The sequence below is a fragment of the Bacteroidia bacterium genome (genome assembly GCA_041391665.1).
Lineage (GTDB): Bacteria > Bacteroidota > Bacteroidia > J057 > J057 > JAGQVA01.
Genome location: JAWKNO010000002.1, coordinates 1237433 through 1256396, shown reverse-complemented (window position 1 = coordinate 1256396; position 18964 = coordinate 1237433). Strand labels below are relative to the sequence as shown.

Annotated in this window: 14 protein-coding genes; 5 read left to right on the top strand and 9 right to left on the bottom strand. The window is 46.1% G+C overall.

Annotated features, from left to right (window positions below; translation table 11 throughout):
- Positions 1–343 precede the first annotated feature (343 nt).
- Positions 344–2080: a PQQ-dependent sugar dehydrogenase gene (locus R3D00_16860; GenBank protein MEZ4774858.1), complete on the bottom strand. Its 1737-nt coding sequence runs from the start codon at positions 2078–2080 to the stop codon at positions 344–346.
- Positions 2081–2134: 54 nt separating this feature from the next.
- Here R3D00_16860 and R3D00_16855 point away from each other — a divergent pair, with 54 nt between their 5' ends.
- Positions 2135–3430 (top strand): alpha/beta fold hydrolase, encoded by a 1296-nt coding sequence (locus R3D00_16855; GenBank protein ID MEZ4774857.1) that lies wholly within the window; start codon positions 2135–2137, stop codon positions 3428–3430.
- 14 nt (positions 3431–3444) lie between these two features.
- Here the strand turns inward: R3D00_16855 and R3D00_16850 are convergent, their stop codons facing one another.
- A complete protein-coding gene (locus tag R3D00_16850; protein ID MEZ4774856.1) occupies positions 3445–6201 on the bottom strand; it encodes a discoidin domain-containing protein in 2757 nt (918 codons plus the stop codon).
- A 118-nt stretch (positions 6202–6319) separates the two neighbouring features.
- Between R3D00_16850 and R3D00_16845 the strand changes: the two genes are divergently transcribed.
- The gene (locus R3D00_16845) at positions 6320–7162 is read left to right on the top strand and encodes a sugar phosphate isomerase/epimerase (GenBank protein ID MEZ4774855.1); all 843 of its coding nucleotides are present in this window, start codon (positions 6320–6322) and stop codon (positions 7160–7162) included.
- Positions 7163–7249: 87 nt separating this feature from the next.
- Positions 7250–8710: an FAD/NAD(P)-binding oxidoreductase gene (locus R3D00_16840; protein MEZ4774854.1), complete on the top strand. Its 1461-nt coding sequence runs from the start codon at positions 7250–7252 to the stop codon at positions 8708–8710.
- Between the two features lie 194 nt (positions 8711–8904).
- On the opposite strand, the gene R3D00_16835 is transcribed toward R3D00_16840, so the two are convergent.
- From R3D00_16835 to R3D00_16825, 3 genes are all read right to left on the bottom strand, one after another.
- Positions 8905–9927 carry a glycosyltransferase family 2 protein gene (locus R3D00_16835; protein ID MEZ4774853.1) on the bottom strand — a complete coding sequence of 341 codons (1023 nt, stop codon included), beginning with the start codon at positions 9925–9927 and terminating at the stop codon, positions 8905–8907.
- A gap of 4 nt (positions 9928–9931) precedes the next feature.
- Entirely contained in the window at positions 9932–10270 is a 339-nt protein-coding gene (locus tag R3D00_16830; GenBank protein MEZ4774852.1) for a YbaB/EbfC family nucleoid-associated protein, read from the bottom strand.
- Between the two features lie 83 nt (positions 10271–10353).
- On the bottom strand, positions 10354–11823 hold the full coding sequence (locus R3D00_16825; GenBank protein MEZ4774851.1) for a GWxTD domain-containing protein: 1470 nt from the start codon (positions 11821–11823) through the stop codon (positions 10354–10356).
- A 138-nt stretch (positions 11824–11961) separates the two neighbouring features.
- On the opposite strand from R3D00_16825, the gene R3D00_16820 reads away from it, so the two are divergent.
- Positions 11962–12579 carry a WbqC family protein gene (locus R3D00_16820; protein MEZ4774850.1) on the top strand — a complete coding sequence of 206 codons (618 nt, stop codon included), beginning with the start codon at positions 11962–11964 and terminating at the stop codon, positions 12577–12579.
- Positions 12580–12630: 51 nt separating this feature from the next.
- Positions 12631–13863, top strand: a complete 1233-nt coding sequence (locus tag R3D00_16815) for a bifunctional 3,4-dihydroxy-2-butanone-4-phosphate synthase/GTP cyclohydrolase II (GenBank protein ID MEZ4774849.1) — start codon at positions 12631–12633, stop codon at positions 13861–13863.
- A gap of 77 nt (positions 13864–13940) precedes the next feature.
- Here R3D00_16815 and R3D00_16810 read toward each other — a convergent pair whose 3' ends face one another.
- The 4 genes from R3D00_16810 to R3D00_16795 all read right to left on the bottom strand — a co-directional run bounded on the left by R3D00_16810 (position 13941) and on the right by R3D00_16795 (position 18935).
- A complete protein-coding gene (locus R3D00_16810) occupies positions 13941–14690 on the bottom strand; it encodes a response regulator transcription factor (GenBank protein ID MEZ4774848.1) in 750 nt (249 codons plus the stop codon).
- A 9-nt stretch (positions 14691–14699) separates the two neighbouring features.
- Positions 14700–15779 (bottom strand): histidine kinase, encoded by a 1080-nt coding sequence (locus R3D00_16805; protein MEZ4774847.1) that lies wholly within the window; start codon positions 15777–15779, stop codon positions 14700–14702.
- Between the two features lie 316 nt (positions 15780–16095).
- Positions 16096–18546 carry a Smr/MutS family protein gene (locus R3D00_16800; protein MEZ4774846.1) on the bottom strand — a complete coding sequence of 817 codons (2451 nt, stop codon included), beginning with the start codon at positions 18544–18546 and terminating at the stop codon, positions 16096–16098.
- Positions 18546–18935, bottom strand: coding sequence for a DUF4296 domain-containing protein (locus R3D00_16795; protein MEZ4774845.1), 390 nt, complete (start codon positions 18933–18935; stop codon positions 18546–18548). Before R3D00_16795 ends, R3D00_16800 begins: the two co-directional genes overlap by 1 nt.
- Positions 18936–18964 lie beyond the last annotated feature (29 nt).

Genomic DNA, 18964 nt, shown 5'->3' with positions numbered 1-18964 from the left:
ATTCCTTTGCGCCCTTTGCGTGAACCACATCGATGTTGATCGAAGATCATCCCCTTGTTTTGGAACGCGGATTAACGCAGAGTACCGCGCATCTGCAAGAGCAGACAGGAATTAACGCAGATGCCTTTGCGAAACTCTGCGATTCCTTTGCGCCCTCTGCGTGAACCCCATCGATGTTGATCGAAGATCATCCCCTTGTTTTGGAACGCAGATTAACGCAGAGTACCGCGCAGATTAACGCAGATGCCTTTGCGATCCCTTTGCGTGAACCACATCGATGTTGATCGAAGATCATCCCCTGCTTTGGAACGCGGAGTCCACCTATTGATTTCTAATCCAGGAACTAATTTGCCTCAGAGATTTTCGCTGCATTAGAAACCCGGTAAATCTTCCCATCTACTTTCGTAATCACATACAATTGCTTCGCAAAACGATCATAACCAATCCGCAGATGAATTCTCTTCGTCTGGCTCATTTCGCGGAGACTGGTTTCTTTGCCATCCTGAAAAATCGATAATTCGTAAACGGAAGAATCCGTCATCATAGGATCAACATTTACAAAAAATAATCGCCCGCTGACAATGTCCCCAAAAATATATTTGTCTTTCAGTTGAGTCAGATCGCCATCGTAAACGTAACCACCGCTGATGGCATTACCCTCTTCATGGTCAAATTGCGCAAAAGGTAATTTGTATAACTTCCGATCGATCTCCGGAAGTTGATAAACCGTTTTCAAATCACGTGTAGTCGTAATTCCGTAGGTTCCCTCCCTGCTGGGCCAACCGTAATCGCCCCCTTTCTCAATCACATTAACCTCTTCAATATTGGCTTCGCCGATGTCAGAAGCAATCATGCGGTTGTTGTGGGTTTGATCCCAGGAAAACCGATGTGGATTGCGGAAACCATAGGCATAGATTTCTTTAACCGTTAAAGGATCAGTTTCATTCACAAATGGGTTACTGACGGGAATACCATATTTGCCATTTTTACTATTGTTACCTGCCGGATCAATGCGCATGATCGAACCCAGAAATGCGGTTAACCGATGGCCTATTTCCGGGTGTTTAATATTATTGGCGCCCCCATCACCAAAACCAAAATATAATAACCCGTATTCGGGGTCGCCTTTTTTTAGCCCCGGAATAAAACCCATATCCTGAGCACCATGACCAAAAGTTGGGGCATGCAGACGAAGTAACTCACGATGCGTTCCACGGAACAGACTATCATTTACATTATCCATTTTCCATTCCGCGACTACCCACTGCACCTCCGACTTAAAGGTATCGACAAGGACACTATAATCGGCGATTTTCCCTTTAAAGGTCTCTGCATGAAGCATATAGAACAAACCATTTTGCAAAAAATCCGGATGAAACTCGAAGCTGGCTATTCCGGTTGCAATGCCCGGGCCACTTTGGAAATCAGGAATATGCTTCCGGGCGTCGAGGAAAACTTCTGCTTTACCGTTGTGAATCCGATAAATATACCCATTCTGGTCGCTCACAAATACAACGCCATTTGCCGCAGGATGAGGCCGGAGTGTTACAATTCCAAGGTCTGGAGAACTTCCCGGCAGCCGGGGAATCTGAACGACTTCTTCTAATTCAATTTTCAATCCAGAACGAATCACCGGGTCAACCAGCCTTCCCGTCAGTCCTTTCACTTCAGTCCCATTGTCCATTGAAAAAGGCAGGATATGGTGTAATTCGGTTTGACTATGGATATAAGAAAGAATATTGCGAATTTCCGCATCTGCCAGCCGTTCAAAAGGAGGCATTATCTGCTTATATCTTTCATGGAGTTTAGTAGCCCGTTCCTCTCCAGACTCAATGGCTTTTGAAGGGTTTTTAATGAATTGGATTAATGATTTTTCGGAAAAAAGTTCTGTAACCCCACCCAAAGGCGGGCCAAATCCCTCAGATTCCAGGGCGTGGCAGGAAGAACAATTTAAGGAAAACAATTGCTCTCCCTGCGCAAGCGAATGCTCGTCTGCCGGGTAGCCACGATCTCGTGTAAACAGAAATACGCCTGCGGCCAGCGCAGCCGCCAATAATGCAAATAGCAGGTAGCGAATCATATATAAAAACTATTCTGTATATTCGGAATAATGCCACAGAATTACACCATTTCTATGAAAATATTCCAGCGACTGCTTGGTTCTGTCTTGTGTTTAGTTGTGTTTGCCTCAATTTCTTCAGGGCAAAATATTGTATTAACCCAATCCAATAAATCGGGTATTTATGCGAAGGGGGAAAACATTCGGGTCAGCTTCTCCATTACAGAACCAGGAACAGATTCGGTGACTGTCAAAATCAGGAAAAACTACAGCCTGGAGACGACAGAAAAAAAAATCAGCTATTCAGGCCCGGAAGTTTTGTTATGGGACGAAATCTGTAATGAACCTACAGCACTTATTTTTGAGGTGAAAATGGGAGAAGAAATCGCCAGTATAGGATTGGTTGTGGATCCGGATCATTTTTTGCCCGGAACCCGGCGCCCCAAAGACATGGACAGCTATTGGAAGATCGAGAAAAAATCGCTGAAAGCACTGCCCATGGAGGTAAAATCAGTTCCGGTATCGGATACTGAAAAAGGCTATTTGTGCTCGGATATAGAAATCAACTGTACCGGCCCCAAACCGGCGAGGGGCTATTTTGCAAAACCAGAAACAGCGAAACCCCAATCTCTGCCCATCGTCCTGTTTGTCCATGCAGCAGGGGTAAAAGGTTCCTGGTGTCTTTCTCAACCCGAAACAGCCCTGCGATACGCAAAAATGGGGCATGGCGCACTTGCCTTTGATTTAAATGCGCACGGTATGCTCAACGGGCAACCTCAGTCTTATTATGACGAACTGGAAAGTGGTGAATTAAAAAATTACTATATCGCCGGAGTGGAGAACAAAGAAGATTTCTACTTCCGGGGCATGTATCTTCGACTGATCCGAACCCTCGATTTTCTCACCAGTCAGCCGGAATGGGACGGAAAACGCATCATCGTAATTGGAGAAAGTCAGGGCGGTGGCCAGGCTTTGGCCGCTGCGGGTTTGGATAAACGAGTAACGGCAGCAGTTGCAACGGTACCGGCCATGTGCGATTGGGGAGGCCCATTTTTGAATAGAGCCGGCGGGTGGCCAAATCCCTTTAAGGCCAACGGGGATTCCGCAAAAATGCGGGAGACCCTGCCTTATTTTGATACTGCGCACCTGCTCAAAAACAGCAAAGCTACGCTTGTAACTGAAATCGGCTTTATCGACCGGACTTGTCCGTCAATTTCTATCTATGCAGCCATCAACCAGTCTAAAGGGGAAAAAATCACCTTTGGGGTTCCTTACAGAGGACATCATATGGATCAGCCCGCTTATAAAGAAACCTGGGAGAATACTGTTTATAAGCCTAAAATGGCCTTCATTGAAGATTTTTTGAAATAAACATTCTCCATCTGCTATTCTTTCAATCCATATATTTTGAGTTCCCTCATAGTCCAGGGTACTTCAAAATCAAACGGCTGTCCCAGTTTTTCACCGTGAACGATTTCCGCAGATTGGGTCAGCGTGATTCGCAGAAACTTAGCCTCTACAGGCGAAAAACGTATTAGGCTACGGGCGCCATTTCCTTTTCCATCAGCGATCACATCCGTCCAGTCTTTCCCATTTTTTGAGACAGCCACCTTATATTGGATAGGAAATGTACCGATAGGCGGGGGAGAACCTTCCCGCCAGCCCCGGCTAATTGAAGGAGAGAAAAAAGTCAATTCCGAAAGCTTCCATACTTCAGGCAATTCAATTTGGAACCACATACCCGATTGTTGGGTAATGCCGGTCGTCCACCCTTCAAAATTTAATGCCCCCAAAGGAGAGGAGGTACTTCCTTTACGGATATCTGCACTATGACTGGCTGTTAGTTTCCAATTATTATTTACCTCCAGCAACTGAGGCACAGAAGCCATGAGTTCCCCGAAAGTGTAGGGTTTTTTTATTTCAGCGGTTTGGCTTCGCACCCTGGCCACGTCTTCAGGTGTGACCAGTGAGGCTTCGTTTTCAAAATTTGTCCGGACAAATGATGCCACCGAAGCAATCCATTCGTCGCTGTTGTTACCCATCGGTGCCATCATAACTCCCGCAAAGGATTGACCATCCAAATCGCCACTGAGACCATGTAAAAGGGTTTTGATAAGGTAATCCGGGTGGCCCTGGATACGGGGAGAGCCAATAAAAGAAGGCGCCAAAAGCTCTCCTTTTCCAACAGGGGTCCCCGCACCGAGTGTTCCGTGACAGGTCGAACAAAGAGAATTAAAAATATTCGCCCCAGCATTTACCAGTGCCTTTTCTTTCTCATTGAAGTTGGGGTTACTTCTACCGAAAAACGCGGTTACCACAGGGGGATCCACCACTTGTTTTGCTACCAGTTGCATACCCACGTGTTTTGTTGTAGCTAGTTCTTTTTTTGCGAGGGCTTCGGTTCCCGGTATTTTCAGTAAACGTCCACTCATCATAGCCCGCATTCTGACTTCCATATCGGGATCGCCCATCAATGTCTGATAATGGGCCGCCAAAGATAGCTCTCCGGCTTTATACAAGCTCTCTCCTGCCCACATGGCTTGTTTCCGCATCCGCGGATCAGGATCTTTCATCATGTCGGCAACCAGAGAGGTTTCCAGAGCACCAATCCCTTCGAGCGCCCAAAGTGCATGAAAGCGGGCCAGCAGATTATCACCAGAACGCACCATTTCCACCAGCCTGGGCGCGACCGACAGATCTCTGCGCTGTACAAGCACCTGCTGGGCCATATCGCGCCACCATCCGTTTGGATGATTAAAATGGGTGAGCAGCTCAGCGGAAGATTGTTCATACATTCTGGGTTGCGTTTGGTCTCGCACCATGTCTTTGTGCGACAACCGCCATATTCGACCCAGCCCAACCACCTTATCCAATTGATATTGCTGCACCTTTACTCTCAGGTAAGAACCTTCTCCCACCCATTCCCCCTCCTGAATGATGCCATGATACATATCGGTGATGTACATAGTTCCATCGGGCGCAGTGGTCATATCTACCGGGCGAAACAGCGGATCCATAGAACGAATGAATTCAGATTCCTGATCCTGATAGACATTGTGCAGTTTTGTGAGTCCTTCTGTCACCACCGGATTAATTTGCCTGACAATCCGGGCGACGGGTTCCCCATAGAAATATTGACCATACAGTGCTTTGGGCAGTCGGTCACCCCTGAAAATATCGTTCCCGGCAGAACCAGTTACACGGTTGAGGGAGCCATCAGGCTGACGAACGGCGCGCATTCCGCCCTGCATATCGGCAATACCGATGGGGGCGCCCCATGGAATGTCAAATCCTTCCTCAAAATTATCTTCAACTATATAATCTCCGTAATGAACGGGAAACTGGAAATACGATGGAAGACCATTGGAGCCACCCTGAAACCACAATTTACCATCATCATCATGGGTAATGCCCCATTGCGCGTAATTCGATGCCGTAGATTCTCTAATTACCCCTTCCGGCGTCCAGCGTATCCGGAAAGGATTGACAGTACTGTACAACCAGTTATCCATTCCCCAATAAAGCGATCCCTGCTGATGTTCAACATTTCCCGCCCGGCCAAAATTATCTGTAAAAAACTCCTTTTTATCGGCCTTGCCATCCCCGTCTGTATCAGTATACGCGTACACATTATCCTGATTCGATTCCATTGTTAATATCGTATTGGGGCCGACAGGCAGAACAAACCGCGGAAAAATCAGGTTTTCGACAAACGCACCACCTGTCTCATAAATACCATCGCCATCCAGATCCTCCCACCGGGAAATCACACTGGTTGGCTCAAGCTCCCCCTCCGAATCTATAGTCAGCATATAACTTCGCAACTCCAGCACATACATTCTCCCATTTCCATCAAATGCAATCGCAGCAGGTTGTTGCACTTTGGGTTCAGCCAAAACGGCTTTCATCTCATAGCCGGGAGGGAGAAGAAATTTTTTTGCCTGGTCTTCCACTGACAAAGGTCGAATGGGTGCTTTGGGTTCCAGGTCAATGCCTTTCCAGTAAGCGTTGGAAGTGTCAGCATTTTCGGGCAATGATACAACGGTCCAGGCTTCCTGTTTCGGTTTGGAGCAGGCAAAAAAGAAAATATTCACTGCAAAAAGGCCCAAAACAGCCAGTACCAATATTCGGGAGGTATTCATGAGGATAGGATTATTTATATAACACCTAAATATCTAAAAAATCCCTGATAGGATTTTAATTCCGTATTCACTTAATTAATGTTTTAAGATTAATGAAGACTTTAACTCAAAAATTGTCATGAAACTACGATTACTTTTGACCGTTGTGGTCGCGCTCCTGCTTTTGGATGTGAATGCCCAAAAAGTAGGAATGCAAATGGGCAGCCTTCGTGAATTATCCCGCAAAGACCCAGCGCTTGCCTATGCAAAAATGAAGGAATTGGGCATCAGAGAAGCCGAAGGAGGCATTCGAAGAGGAATGGATCTGGAAGCATACAAACAACAACTGAAGAAATACAAAATCAAAATCATTGCAACGGGCGTAGGCTTTGACCGACTGCAAAATAAGGACAGTCTTCAGGTTGTCATTGATAATGCCAAATTCATCGGAGCCAAATATCTCGTCTGCTATTGGATCCCCCATGACGGAGACAATTTCACTTTTGAAAATATGAAAACGGGCGTGGAAGTTTTTAATTCTGCCGGAAAGATCATTAGTGAAAACGGACTCACTTTATGTTATCACCCTCATGGGTATGAATTCAGGCCCTATGAGGGCGAAGGCACCATGTTTAATTATCTGATGGACCAAACCAATCCGGCGTATGTAAGTTTTCAGATGGATGTTTTCTGGATCAAAAACCCGGGCCAGGACCCCGTTGCCCTTTTGAAACAATATCCTGACCGCTGGAAAATGCTCCATATGAAAGACCGCAGAATCGGTACACCCAACAACCTGAACGGCCGGCAGGATGTGGAAACCAATGTGGTGCTGGGTACCGGTGATGTAGGAATTGCCGAAGTAGTAAAAACAGCAAAACAACTAGGCATCAAACATTACCTCATTGAGGATGAATCTTCCCGCGCATTGGAACAAGTACCAAAGAGTGTGGAGTATTTGCGTTCGGTTGGATTGAAGTAAGTGCAGGCGAAAATCCTTAAGTGACAGAGATCACAGAACATTAGTTTGGGTGGCAGCATATTTACGTAACTAACAACTACGAAAGATATGTCAACCATCGCAGTACTCGGAGCAGGTGTCTCAGGTCACACGGCCGCACTTACGCTGAGAAAAAATCTGGGGAAAGAGCACAAAATCGTCGTGATCAGTCCCAACAGCAGATATCAATGGATTCCCTCCAATATTTGGGTTGGGATTGGCCGCATGAAAAGCCAGCAGGTTACCTTTCCGCTTGCGCCTGTATATCAACGCATGAATGTCGCGTTTCATCAGGCCAAAGCCCTGGCTATTTATCCGGAAGGCGATAGCAGCTCCGGCCAACCCTATGTATCCGTCCAATACACGACGGAAGAGAAAATGGGCGAGGTTGAAAACATTCCTTATGATTACCTGATCAATGCCACAGGTCCAAAGTTGAAGTTTGAAGCGACCGAAGGACTGAGTCCTGAAGCGGGAAACTGCAACTCCGTTTGTACTTATCAACACGCAGAACATACCTGGTCAAACCTGCAACAGGTTTTTCGAAAAATGGAAGCAGGGGAAAAACAACAGATTGTTGTTGGCACAGGTCATGCAATGGCTACCTGTCAGGGCGCTGCTTTTGAATATATCCTGAACATAGCCTTTGAAGTGCGGAAAAGGAAACTGGAAGAGTTTGCGGAGTTGCTGTGGATCACCAATGAATATGAGGTGGGGGATTTTGGCATGGGTGGCGCCTATGTAAAACGCAACGGGTATATCACTTCCACAACGGTATTTGCAGAATCAATTCTTGCAGAGTATGGCATACGGTGGATCAAACGCGCAGGAGTCCAGAAAATCGACAAACACACCATTTTCTACGAAAACCTTGACGGAGAGCGGTTGGAGCAACCTTTTGATTTCGCCATGCTAATACCTTCATTCTCAGGCGTTGGGTTGCAATCATTTGATAAAGCGGGCAATGATATTACCGAAAAAATCTTTGCACCCAATGGTTTTATGAAAGTAGATGCAGACTATAGCCCCAAAGCCTATGAAGAATGGGATGCAGAAGACTGGCCATCTGTTTACCAAAATCCTTCCTATAAAAATCTATACGCTGCCGGTATTGCCTTTGCACCTCCTCATGCGATTTCCAAACCCATGAAAAGCAAAAATGGCACCCCCATTTCTCCAACACCCCCCAGAACAGGAATGCCCTCCGGGGTAATTGGAAAAGTTGTCGCCCTGAATATCGTTGAACAAATCAAATCCGGAAAAGAAGCCCACCCGCACCAGGCTTCAATGGCAAAAATGGGGGCTGCATGTGTTGTATCAGCGGGATATGGACTTACCTCAGGTATGGCGGCAACAATGACCGTTTTTCCGATCGTTCAAAACTGGAAAAAATACCCGCGATGGGGAAGAGATTTGAACTATACGGTGGGAGAAGCAGGTCTGGCCGGGCACTGGATCAAACTCATGTTGCACTATTTATTTTTGTACAAAGCCAAGGCAAGACCTTTTTGGTGGTTAATTCCAGAATAAAATCATGAAAAAAGAAAAATTCATTCCGTATTCTGAAACCAGTTTTGTGACGATCCCAGATAAATCCACGAAATTTTTCAGAAAATTTGTTCTCTGGCAGGTGTATCGCTTTTTTGTATTGAATCTAAAAATGATGCGAATTGTGATAGGCGGCCACTCCTGATCGAAAGAATTGCCATGAACTACCGGCCTGGCTACCAGGGCAAATTGCCCCAATGTTTAATCCCTTTTCCAAAATGCTGCCACACAACACTACGGGGATAGTATCCTCCGATAGGCATTTGGGATGGCAGTTGAGGGTAGATTTCGCGCCGGCGCCGGTACCAATGCGGTATTTTTGTAAAAAAATGCCAGTGTGCCTTGACGATGGCACCTATCGTACCCCAGTCCCACCGGAGCAGCGAGCGAAAGCCCCATACGCCATCGAGGATCAATCTTATCAGCATTCGGTACAATACCTGGCCCTGGGGCAGGTTGCGGTACATACAGGCCAGGCTGTTGCGCACATTCAAATAGGTTTTGTGGGGATTGCCCTGAGGTAAAGCCCCCCCTCCGACATGATACACCACACTTCGTGGTTCGCACAGCATCCGGTAACCATAGTTTTTTGCCCGCCAGCAGAAATCTATTTCTTCCATATGGGCAAAAAAATCACTTTCAAACAGGCCGATTTCATCCACTACACTTTTTCGAATCAGGCAACAAGCACCTGTAGCCCAGAATATTTCCAATGGCTCATCGTATTGCCCCATATCTTTTTCCAGCACGTCAAAAAGACGCCCCCGGCAAAAAGGGTAGGCAAAAAAATCTATAAACCCTCCGGATGCACCGGCATATTCAAAGCTTCCACGATCGTGGATCGCGCGGATCTTGGGCTGGATCGCAGCAATTTGGGGATCGGAATCGGCCATAGATACCAGCGGTTCCAACCAACCAGGTTCAACCTCAACATCGCTGTTGAGCAGTACCATATAGGGCGTATGCACAAAAGGCATCGATCGGTTGTAACCGCCGGCAAAACCGTAATTGGCATCGAGCACCTCAACACGTACAGAAGGGAAATTTTCCCGGACAAAAGAAACACTGGTGTCCGTAGAAGCATTGTCCACCACCAGAATCTCCATATGGTCATAGGTCGAAGCGATGACAGTGGGCAGGAATTGTTCCAGCCAGCTTTTGCCATTCCAGTTGAGAATCACAACAGTTACCGGAGTCATGCAATCAGGAGATGCCGAATCGACCGAGGTCAAATCCAGGGATATTGGGTAAAATACCTTTGGTTGCGCCTTCGAGTTCCTCCCGTCCGCGAATTTCGGCCAGATCCAACGCTTTGTTGACAGCTGCTGTGATCAAATCAGCCATGATTTCCGGATCATCTTTGTCGATAATGTCGGGATCAATCGTAATTTTCAGGACTTTCCTGTTGCCATTTGCCACAACCCTTACCATTCCGCCACCAGATTCAGATTCAACCGTAATCTCGTCCAGCTGGCCTTTCACTTCCTTCAGGCGACTTTGCATCTCCTGAATTTTGCCCATCATGTCTGATAAATTGAACATTTTCGCCTTTTTTCTTAAAGATACAAAATTAGGCAAATAATTGTTCTGTGGCAAACATCAACCCCTGCTACCCCACCCCATGTTTAATCATTGGGGTTGAGTTTGGTGTCAAACCGGTTTTGCAGTGATTCATTTCTTTCAAAATCAATCGTTCCCGGTACAAGCCCTTTGTTTTGCAGTTGTTCTTTCCAGCGGGGGTTCGAGATTTCTCCATATTTATTGGAATGGAGAAGCACATACTCATTCGAAGCGAGGTCTGAATCGTAAAAAATGAATATGACATTGTTTTGAGCACCCAGCCGGTCATATCGCCAGATTTCGTAGGGAATAATCGATGATTCCCCCGGATATCGCTCTACATCACTGGGGATTCCATATTTGATAAATGCACGTCCCCGGTCTGTTTGCCAGCCTTCCCGGAAAGAAGATTTAAACTGTTGGTTGACGTAGTCGAGGGCAGCGAGATGCCCATTCCACAGCGCCTGTACTTTTTGCCGGGGATTGGTTTTGCGCTTTTCGAAAAATGTGTAGAGGAAATTTTTCTTCTGGCTCAGGCTTTCCAGAGCCCGGGCAAAATTGTATTCCTGCTCTGTGCTGATGTAAGAAAGTGTACGGAGGTAATAGTCCAGCTGTTCTTCCGAATAATCGTTAAAAATATCGGTTTCGCTATTGCTGGCCAGATTGTCATATTCGGTCTCCACACGAGAATTATAGACAAAAAACTTTTTCTTATAAGAAGCGACGGGCTGCCCTTTATAGTTCAGCACCTCTACCTGAATATAATAGGTATTGGATTTGAGTTTACTGATATCAAACTTTTCCTTAAAAGCATTTCTTTGTGGACGTGGCGGCCGCACCTGGGTCTGTTCGTAGGAATAGAGAATATTATCGCCTTGCCAGAATCGGGAACGAATGGTAAACTTCTGGTCCAGCACATCATCGGTATTGTAGATTTCCTGATAGAAAACCATCGAATCCTGGTTGATAAAGGCGTCATTGGTTACAAGCGGAATCAAGTCATCGCGGGTTCTGCCCAACTGACCTTTGCTTTCCTTTTCGGATGCGATCCATTTGATATCGCTAAACGCAATTTCCCCCGAGGGGAGTGCTTTTACTTCAAACTCATTGATCGCCATCACCTTTTGAGCGGAGGCTGCATAACGGTCGAAGGCGATCGCCTGAAACTGATACATTCCCGGTTCGAGATCCACCTTCTGCAAGTTAAACAAAGACTTGCGGCGGGATTCGAGCGTAGTGTCATTTAACCTTTCCTCCGGTTGAAACTGAAGATTATAGTTATCGCCCATGACCGGAATACTGTCGCCGTTTTCAATGCGCTGAAGCAGCCAGTTGATGTTGACAGAAACCTGGAACAGCCCATCCTCATCTTTCTGGTACACAAGGGTTGTTCCGTCAACTGCAAAATAAAATTCAGCAATGGTTTTATTTACCTGAAAATCGTAAAAGCGGCAGATATCCAGATAAAAACCTACACTTTGTCCCTGCACAAAAAGGGGGAGAGCCAGTAAAAAAAGAAGTCCAATTTTTTTCATAATCGGGTATTTGGGTAATACATCTTAATTTAACCCCGGAAAAAAGCACAGTCAACTTCAGTGATTCTTTTCAATTACTCGAAAATGACTGGTTTGTCAGCCAGATTTTCAACGAAATTAAGCATTTTCGCATTTAAAATGAATATTTACCCCATCTGTTATTTTCCGCCAGTCTCCTGGTTTGCAGCTGCCATTCGTGAGAAAAACCTCACAGTGGAAGTATGGCAGCATTTCCGAAAACAACAATACACCAACCGGGCATTTATACGCGTGGCAAACCGCACCCTGCCGCTGACCATTCCTGTCGAAAGGCGCGGAGACAAAGTACCTATCAGAGAAAAAAAAATATCACAGGCAGAACCCTGGGCAGGCAATCACTGGCGAACGCTGGTAAACGCCTATCGGAATGCGCCTTATTTTGAGTTTTATGAATCCCGGCTGGAAAAATTTTTCCAACAGGAATTTATCTACCTGACTGACCTGCTTACGGCTTCACTGGATTTATCACAGGAGATACTGGGTATTGAACTGAATATCAGCTACACGGAAGCTTATTTCCCCGAAGCCCATTATGGGCGGGACTTTCGGCAGTCTTTTGACCCTTCATTACAAACACTTCCTGAGTGGTTTTTGGTTGTCCCCTATACGCAGGTTTTTGATGGATTTGTACCCGGGCTTTCCATACTGGACATGGCATTTAATCTGGGGCCGGAAAGCAGGCTTTTCCTGCGGCAATCTTACCAGTCAGGCGAATAAAAAACTATTGCCGGGGGAAATCGTTATCTTTGTGGCTGACAAAAAAGAAACATGGAAAAAATCAAAATAGATAACATAACTGAGGCGATTGAAGACATCCGTAAAGGCAAAATGGTCATCGTCGTTGACGATGAAGACCGGGAAAACGAAGGTGACTTTGTTATTGCGGCACGGTTTGTCACTCCAGAAGTCATAAATTTTATGGCGACGCATGGCCGGGGGCTTATCTGTGCCCCGCTCACCGAAGAACGGTGTGAAAAACTGGGACTAGACATGATGGTAGGGAAAAATACCGAAATGCACAAAACGGCGTTTACGGTTTCGGTTGACTACCTGAAAGATGGCTGTACCACCGGTATTTCTGCCAGCGACCGTGCCCGCACGGTCAAAGCACTGATCGACGAGCATGCCATTCCTGAAGATTTTGGCCGTCCGGGGCATATATTTCCACTAAAAGCCAAAAACGGCGGCGTACTGCGTCGCACAGGTCATACAGAGGCTTCTATTGATCTGGCACGACTGGCCGGACTGGAGCCCGCGGCTGTCATTGTAGAAATCATGAAAGAAGACGGCTCTATGGCCCGTCTCCCCGACCTCCGCCTGGTCGCGGACAGGTTCGGGATGAAACTTATTACGATTGAAGATTTGATAACTTATCGGCTTGAACACGAATCCCTGATCCAAAAAGAGATCTCGGTCGATATGCCAACCAGATTTGGCGATTTCGAACTGACCGCTTACAAGCAGATCAATACAGGGGAAATTCACCTGGCGCTGGTAAAAGGCTCATGGGAAAAAGATGAGCCTGTACTTACCCGGGTTCACTCTTCCTGCATTACGGGTGATATATTTGGTTCCTGTCGCTGCGATTGTGGGCCACAGTTTGCGCGTGCAATGGAAATGGTTGAAAAAGAGGGAAAAGGCGTAGTGCTCTATATGCAGCAGGAAGGAAGGGGAATTGGTATTCTCAACAAACTTAAGGCCTACAAATTACAGGAGCAGGGTATGGATACCGTAGAAGCCAATCTCGAACTGGGTTTTAAGATGGACGAACGCGACTACGGCGTCGGTGCTCAGATTCTCCGCGATCTGGGGATACGAAAAATGCGCCTGATGACCAATAACCCTACCAAACGCGCCGGCCTTGTAGGTTACGGTCTCGAAATTGTCGAAAATGTGCAGATTGAAATTGCCCCCAACAAACACAACGAAAAATACCTGTTGACTAAAAAATATAAAATGGGGCATTCTATTCTCAAAGACCTTCAGATGGAGAGTAAATAGCAATCGGGGCTTCGGAGATAATCAACAATCAAAAATCGGTGGCTGAGGCTCCCGAAGCCCCGATTATTGATTATGGGTTATTCTCTCAGAAGATTTTTTTGATTCAGGGCTTTGAGTACTTCCGAACGGTAGTTTCTGCCGATAGGAATTTCGGTCTTGCCGATTTCAATGCAAGGGTTGCAATATGCATCAACCTTATCCATCGCAATAATATAGGAGCGGTGGACACGCATAAATTTGTCCTCAGGCAACTTCTCCTCCATATAACTGATTCGCTGATAGGCAGTTACGGTTCGGTCTTTGGTGCGAACACGGATATAGTCTTTCAGGCTTTCGATATACAAAATATCCTTCAACAGGACTTTGATCATCTTTTTATCTGCCTTAAGATAGATAAAGGCATCGCTGTAATTGCCAGTTTCGGGCTCCGTATCAGGATAGATACTCGCCGGCTCTACCGACTCCGTCTGCCCGCCGATCTGGTATATCTTGGTCACCGCCCTGAGAAACCGGTCGAAGGAAATGGGTTTTAGCAGGTAATCCACGACATCTAATTCGTATCCCTGAAGTGCATAATCGCGATAGGCTGTCGTAAAGATCACCCGCGGTGGATGGCTGATATTTTTCAGCAATTCAATCCCGGTAAGCCGGGGCATTTGGATATCCAGAAAAAGTAAATCGACTTTTTCCCGATTGAGAAGATTAAATGCTTCGATGGCATTTTCTACCCGGGCGACCAGTTCCAGGTCTTCGATTTTTTCTATATAAGACTCCAGCACATCGAGTGCGAGTGGTTCGTCATCAACGATTACACATCTGATCTTCATAAGACTGAGCTATTCGAGTATGATTTTTAATATAACCAGAAAAGTGCTGCTTTCATCGAAGATTTTTAGTTCAAATCTGCCGGGGTAAAGCAGTTCTAGTCTTCTTTTCACATTCTGTAGTCCGATGCCTCCCGGATAATTTTCGCGCGGATTTAGCCTGAATCCGGGTTTTCCATTTTCCACCTTAAATGTCAGGTATTCATTATTGACATTCAGATTGGCGGTAATCCATTTGTCATCGGTCTCATCACTTGCGCCATGTTTAAAGCTGTTTTCGATAAATGGCAGCAACAACATAGGCGGAATCTGCGTCCCGGTAATATTGCCGGTAACATCAAAAAATATATCAAGATTTTGCCCGTAGCGGATTTTTTCCAGGGCTATGTAATTGTGAATACTGTCTATTTCCCGGGATAGGGGAACTTTGGGTGCGCTCGCATCATAGAGCATATAATTTACCAGCCCCGAAAGCCGCAGTACAACCTCCGGAGCATGATCTGATTTTTTAAGGCTCAGTGCATAGAGGTTGTTGAGGGTGTTAAATAGAAAATGGGGATGAATCTGGGCTTTGAGAAATTTTAGCTCCGCTTCCAGTTTTTCCTGAACCAGTTCACGTGCCTTTTGCTGATCATCATACCAGTATTTCGTAATTTTTATGGCAGACGTAAATATCAGCACATACGCAATTTGTAATACCGTGCGGATGATCTTGTACCCATGAATAAAGGGTTCGAGCTCTGTAAGGGAAAAATCGGGATACTTGACCGGATAAATGATATAGTAAATAATCGCCCGCTGAATCAGACCCGCCAGAAGCATCAGACAAATGATCAAAAAAACGAATGTCCAGTATTTCCGGCTAAGCAAAAACCTGGGTATGAGTATATACAAAGTCGGATACACTGCCGCCAGTTTTACCGGCAACATGATCAACTGGTCGATAAACGCCTCCGTAAATTCGTCCTGCCCACCAGCATTCACAATCGCAAAAAAACTCACATAACTAAACCAAAGAAGGATGTGAATCAACAGGCGATTTTGAAAGATGGGAATCTTCAGCAACGGATGCGTGGACAGATCATTGCTCATTCAGCCAAAATACCAATTATCCATTTCATAAATTACACAAACACAGTGCAGTTCCACAACCCCGCTTGAATTTTAGACGAAATACCCGATTTACACGACAAACGACATACTATTCATGTCCAATACCGTTCGACGAAGATATGATGCATTCTATCGATGAAATGACGTCGTACAGCGAATTTCCCAAAAACTTAGCAGAATCCTTTATTACTTGAATTGGAAACTCGTCAAAAGACGGTTTTTCATGAATAAAAGCGTTAGAGTTGTGTGTCCCCCTTATCCCTTCGGATGAGGGGGTTTTTGTTAGGATGAATGGTTAGCTCACCAGTTCGACAATCGTCCAGCCGGAGCCGCCTTCTTCGACGGGGGCATCTTTGATGCTTTTCACCAGCCGTTGGCCGGCCAGGTGGTTGCGTATCGCATCACGGAGGATTCCATTTCCCTTGCCATGCAGGATGCGGAGGGTATGAAGTCCGGCAAGATGGGACTCATCGAGATATCGGTCCACTTCGGGCAATGCATCCTCCACACGTTTGCCAATAAGGTCGATCTTAAAACGACCTGCCGGAACGGAAAAGTCGCCGATCAAACGGTAGCCACCCGATTTTTTATTCTCTTTAGGCGGCTTGATTTTCACCAACTGTTTTGTTTTTACAGTCAGGCGCATTTCTCCCAATTCGACCACTCCGCGATTGCCTTGCAATTCGATCAGTTTTCCATATGAATTGGAATCTGCAAATTTTACCCAGTCGCCCTCCGCGGGAATTTCTCCTAAAACCGGTTCGATCCTGAATTCTTTTTTTGACTTTTTACCACTACCGGCACTTTCTTTTCCTTCTTTTCCCGGCAGCTTTTCAGTAATCAGCAATTCTTCCGGATCAGGCGGCGTAATTTCCGGAATAGAGGCTTCCAGTCTTTTCCTTATTTTTTGGGTAGATTTTTTTTCGGCCTGCTTTTCCCTGATCTCGCGTATTGTCTGTTCAATTCTTCGGTTGGCGCCCTCTATGATTTCTTTCGCTTTGGTTTCTGCCTGACGGATAATTTGTTTTCGGTTTTTTTCCAGATCACCGGAAAGCAAGGTGTGTTTTGCCACCAATTCGTCCAGCTTTTTCTCCTTATCTGCATTCTCTTTCACCAAACGGGAAAATTCCTGATTTTTCTTTTCCAGCTCCCGCAAAAGTTTTTCTACTTCAACTTCATCTGTCCCCACTTTTTTCCGCGCATTCCGGATAATGCTAAAGTGAACCCCTACCCTTTTTGCCATTTCAAAAGCATAACTCCGGCCAGGCATATGGCTGACCAGCGTATAGGTAGGTTTTAATTCGCGGGTGTTAAATTCCATCGCGGCGTTCATCACCCCAGGGGTGATTTCTGCAAATTCTTTCAGATTTCCATAATGTGTGGTGATGACGCCAAATGCACCCTGACGCACAAACCGCTCCAAAAATGCCTCAGCGATGGCGCCACCTTGTTTGGGGTCCGTTCCGCTTCCAAACTCATCTATCAGAAAAAGTGAACCACGGTTCATCCGGTCGCCCATTCTCCGCATCTGAAACAGATGAGAAGTATAGGTACTCAGGTCATTTTCTACGGATTGTTCGTCGCCAATGTCGAGAAACAGAGAATCGAACAGACGGAAAACGGAGCTTTCATCTACGGGAATCAAAAACCCCGACTGAAGCATCAGTTGCAGCAGCCCGATAGTTTTCAGGGTAACAGACTTCCCTCCGGCATTGGGACCAGAGATCAGCACAATACGGTCGGTGGTATCCATTTTCAGATTGAGCGGCACAACCTCAAAAGGATTTTGTTTGGCTTTAAGGACGAGCAGCGGATAATATCCCCGAATGATATCCAGCTTTTCACCTTCCGGTTCAATAGCGGGAAGGCCGGCATCAAGATCCACAGCCAGCCGGGCTTTGGCCTGGATAATATCCACATGGGTCATTATTTCCCGGAACCCGCGCAACCCTTCGAGAGACTGGCGAATAACCGCAGAGATTTTCTGGAGAATGCGTATGATTTCGTTCTGCTCACCAAACTGAAGTTCGCGCATGCGGTTATTGAGCGGAAGCGCCTCTGCCGGCTCGACATAAACCGTTCCGCCGGTCTGAGATACATCCTGAATAAAACCCGCCACCTGGTTTTTGGCTTCAGCTTTTACCGGGATGACCAAACGGTCGTTGCGGATAGTAATTTCTTTCTCCGTGCTCCAGTTTTGCTCATTGGCTATACGAAGCACTTTATACAAAGTATTGCGAAGATCGTTGGCAGTAGAAATCAGCTGCTTGCGAATGAGGGCCAGCTCCGGGGAGGCATTATCGCGGATATTGCCTCTTTCGTCCAGTACCTCTTCTATTTTTTTGATCAGTCCCGCATCAAAAGCCAGATGATTGACCAACTCATGCAATTCCGGATATTTATCTTTTCGCTGCCGGAGATAATGAGTAACCTCCCGAATGATTACCAGCCAACCGAGGAAAGCGTGTAAATCCTGGCGATTGAGCCAGTTTCCCACAACTTCCAGCTGGGCGAGAATGGGCGAAACCGCGCTGAAACGAAGCGCAGGAAAAGGGTCGCCAAAGTCGAGGATATCTTTAAATTCGCGGACTTTATGTAATTCGGAGAGAATAGATTCTGCCGATTTTTCCGGACGAATATGGAGAACTTCAGCCTTTGCTTCTTCACTCATGGCGTAGTCTGCCACATGAGCCAGAATTTCATCAAAGCCAAGTTTTTCGAATGTATGTGGGTGAACACACTTCATTATTGAATGCCCGCTGCACCGGGTTTAGTTACATTAGGATCGTCATTACCGTAGGATTTGTCGTAGGATTGCTCCATTTTGACATCGTATTCTTTGATCATCCGGTAGTACATGGAATCCATCAGGATTGGATTTTTGATATAGTACTCGTAGCTCTTAAAGAATGTTGCCCGGTCAAGCCCGTGTTTTTTCAGAATTTCATCGTGCATATCTTCCCTGAAATTTTTCCGCGCTTTTATCTGGCGAATATTGGCGTCGCCGACCCCTTCCATGATATGGATATCGGCGAGAACGGCGGCCATTTCTTCCTCCGGAATGATGCCTTCAGGTTTGTTTTCACCGCAGCCAAGCAACAAAATCATCACAGCAATCAGCCAATAGTTTTTCATCCCGCAAAGATATAGTATTTTCAGCCTCA

Excerpts from the sequence above, each read along its gene's own strand:
- R3D00_16805 (MEZ4774847.1), bottom strand. The coding sequence starts at position 15,779 with ATGAGCAATGATCTGTCCACGCATCCGTTGCTGAAGATTCCCATCTTT.
- R3D00_16810 (MEZ4774848.1), bottom strand. The coding sequence starts at position 14,690 with ATGAAGATCAGATGTGTAATCGTTGATGACGAACCACTCGCACTCGAT.
- R3D00_16825 (MEZ4774851.1), bottom strand. The coding sequence starts at position 11,823 with ATGAAAAAAATTGGACTTCTTTTTTTACTGGCTCTCCCCCTTTTTGTG.
- R3D00_16800 (MEZ4774846.1), bottom strand. The coding sequence starts at position 18,546 with ATGAAGTGTGTTCACCCACATACATTCGAAAAACTTGGCTTTGATGAA.
- R3D00_16845 (MEZ4774855.1), top strand. The coding sequence starts at position 6,320 with ATGAAACTACGATTACTTTTGACCGTTGTGGTCGCGCTCCTGCTTTTG.
- R3D00_16835 (MEZ4774853.1), bottom strand. The coding sequence starts at position 9,927 with ATGACTCCGGTAACTGTTGTGATTCTCAACTGGAATGGCAAAAGCTGG.
- R3D00_16795 (MEZ4774845.1), bottom strand. The coding sequence starts at position 18,935 with ATGAAAAACTATTGGCTGATTGCTGTGATGATTTTGTTGCTTGGCTGC.
- R3D00_16850 (MEZ4774856.1), bottom strand. The coding sequence starts at position 6,201 with ATGAATACCTCCCGAATATTGGTACTGGCTGTTTTGGGCCTTTTTGCA.
- R3D00_16820 (MEZ4774850.1), top strand. The coding sequence starts at position 11,962 with ATGAATATTTACCCCATCTGTTATTTTCCGCCAGTCTCCTGGTTTGCA.
- R3D00_16855 (MEZ4774857.1), top strand. The coding sequence starts at position 2,135 with ATGAAAATATTCCAGCGACTGCTTGGTTCTGTCTTGTGTTTAGTTGTG.
- R3D00_16840 (MEZ4774854.1), top strand. The coding sequence starts at position 7,250 with ATGTCAACCATCGCAGTACTCGGAGCAGGTGTCTCAGGTCACACGGCC.
- R3D00_16815 (MEZ4774849.1), top strand. The coding sequence starts at position 12,631 with ATGGAAAAAATCAAAATAGATAACATAACTGAGGCGATTGAAGACATC.
- R3D00_16830 (MEZ4774852.1), bottom strand. The coding sequence starts at position 10,270 with ATGTTCAATTTATCAGACATGATGGGCAAAATTCAGGAGATGCAAAGT.
- R3D00_16860 (MEZ4774858.1), bottom strand. The coding sequence starts at position 2,080 with ATGATTCGCTACCTGCTATTTGCATTATTGGCGGCTGCGCTGGCCGCA.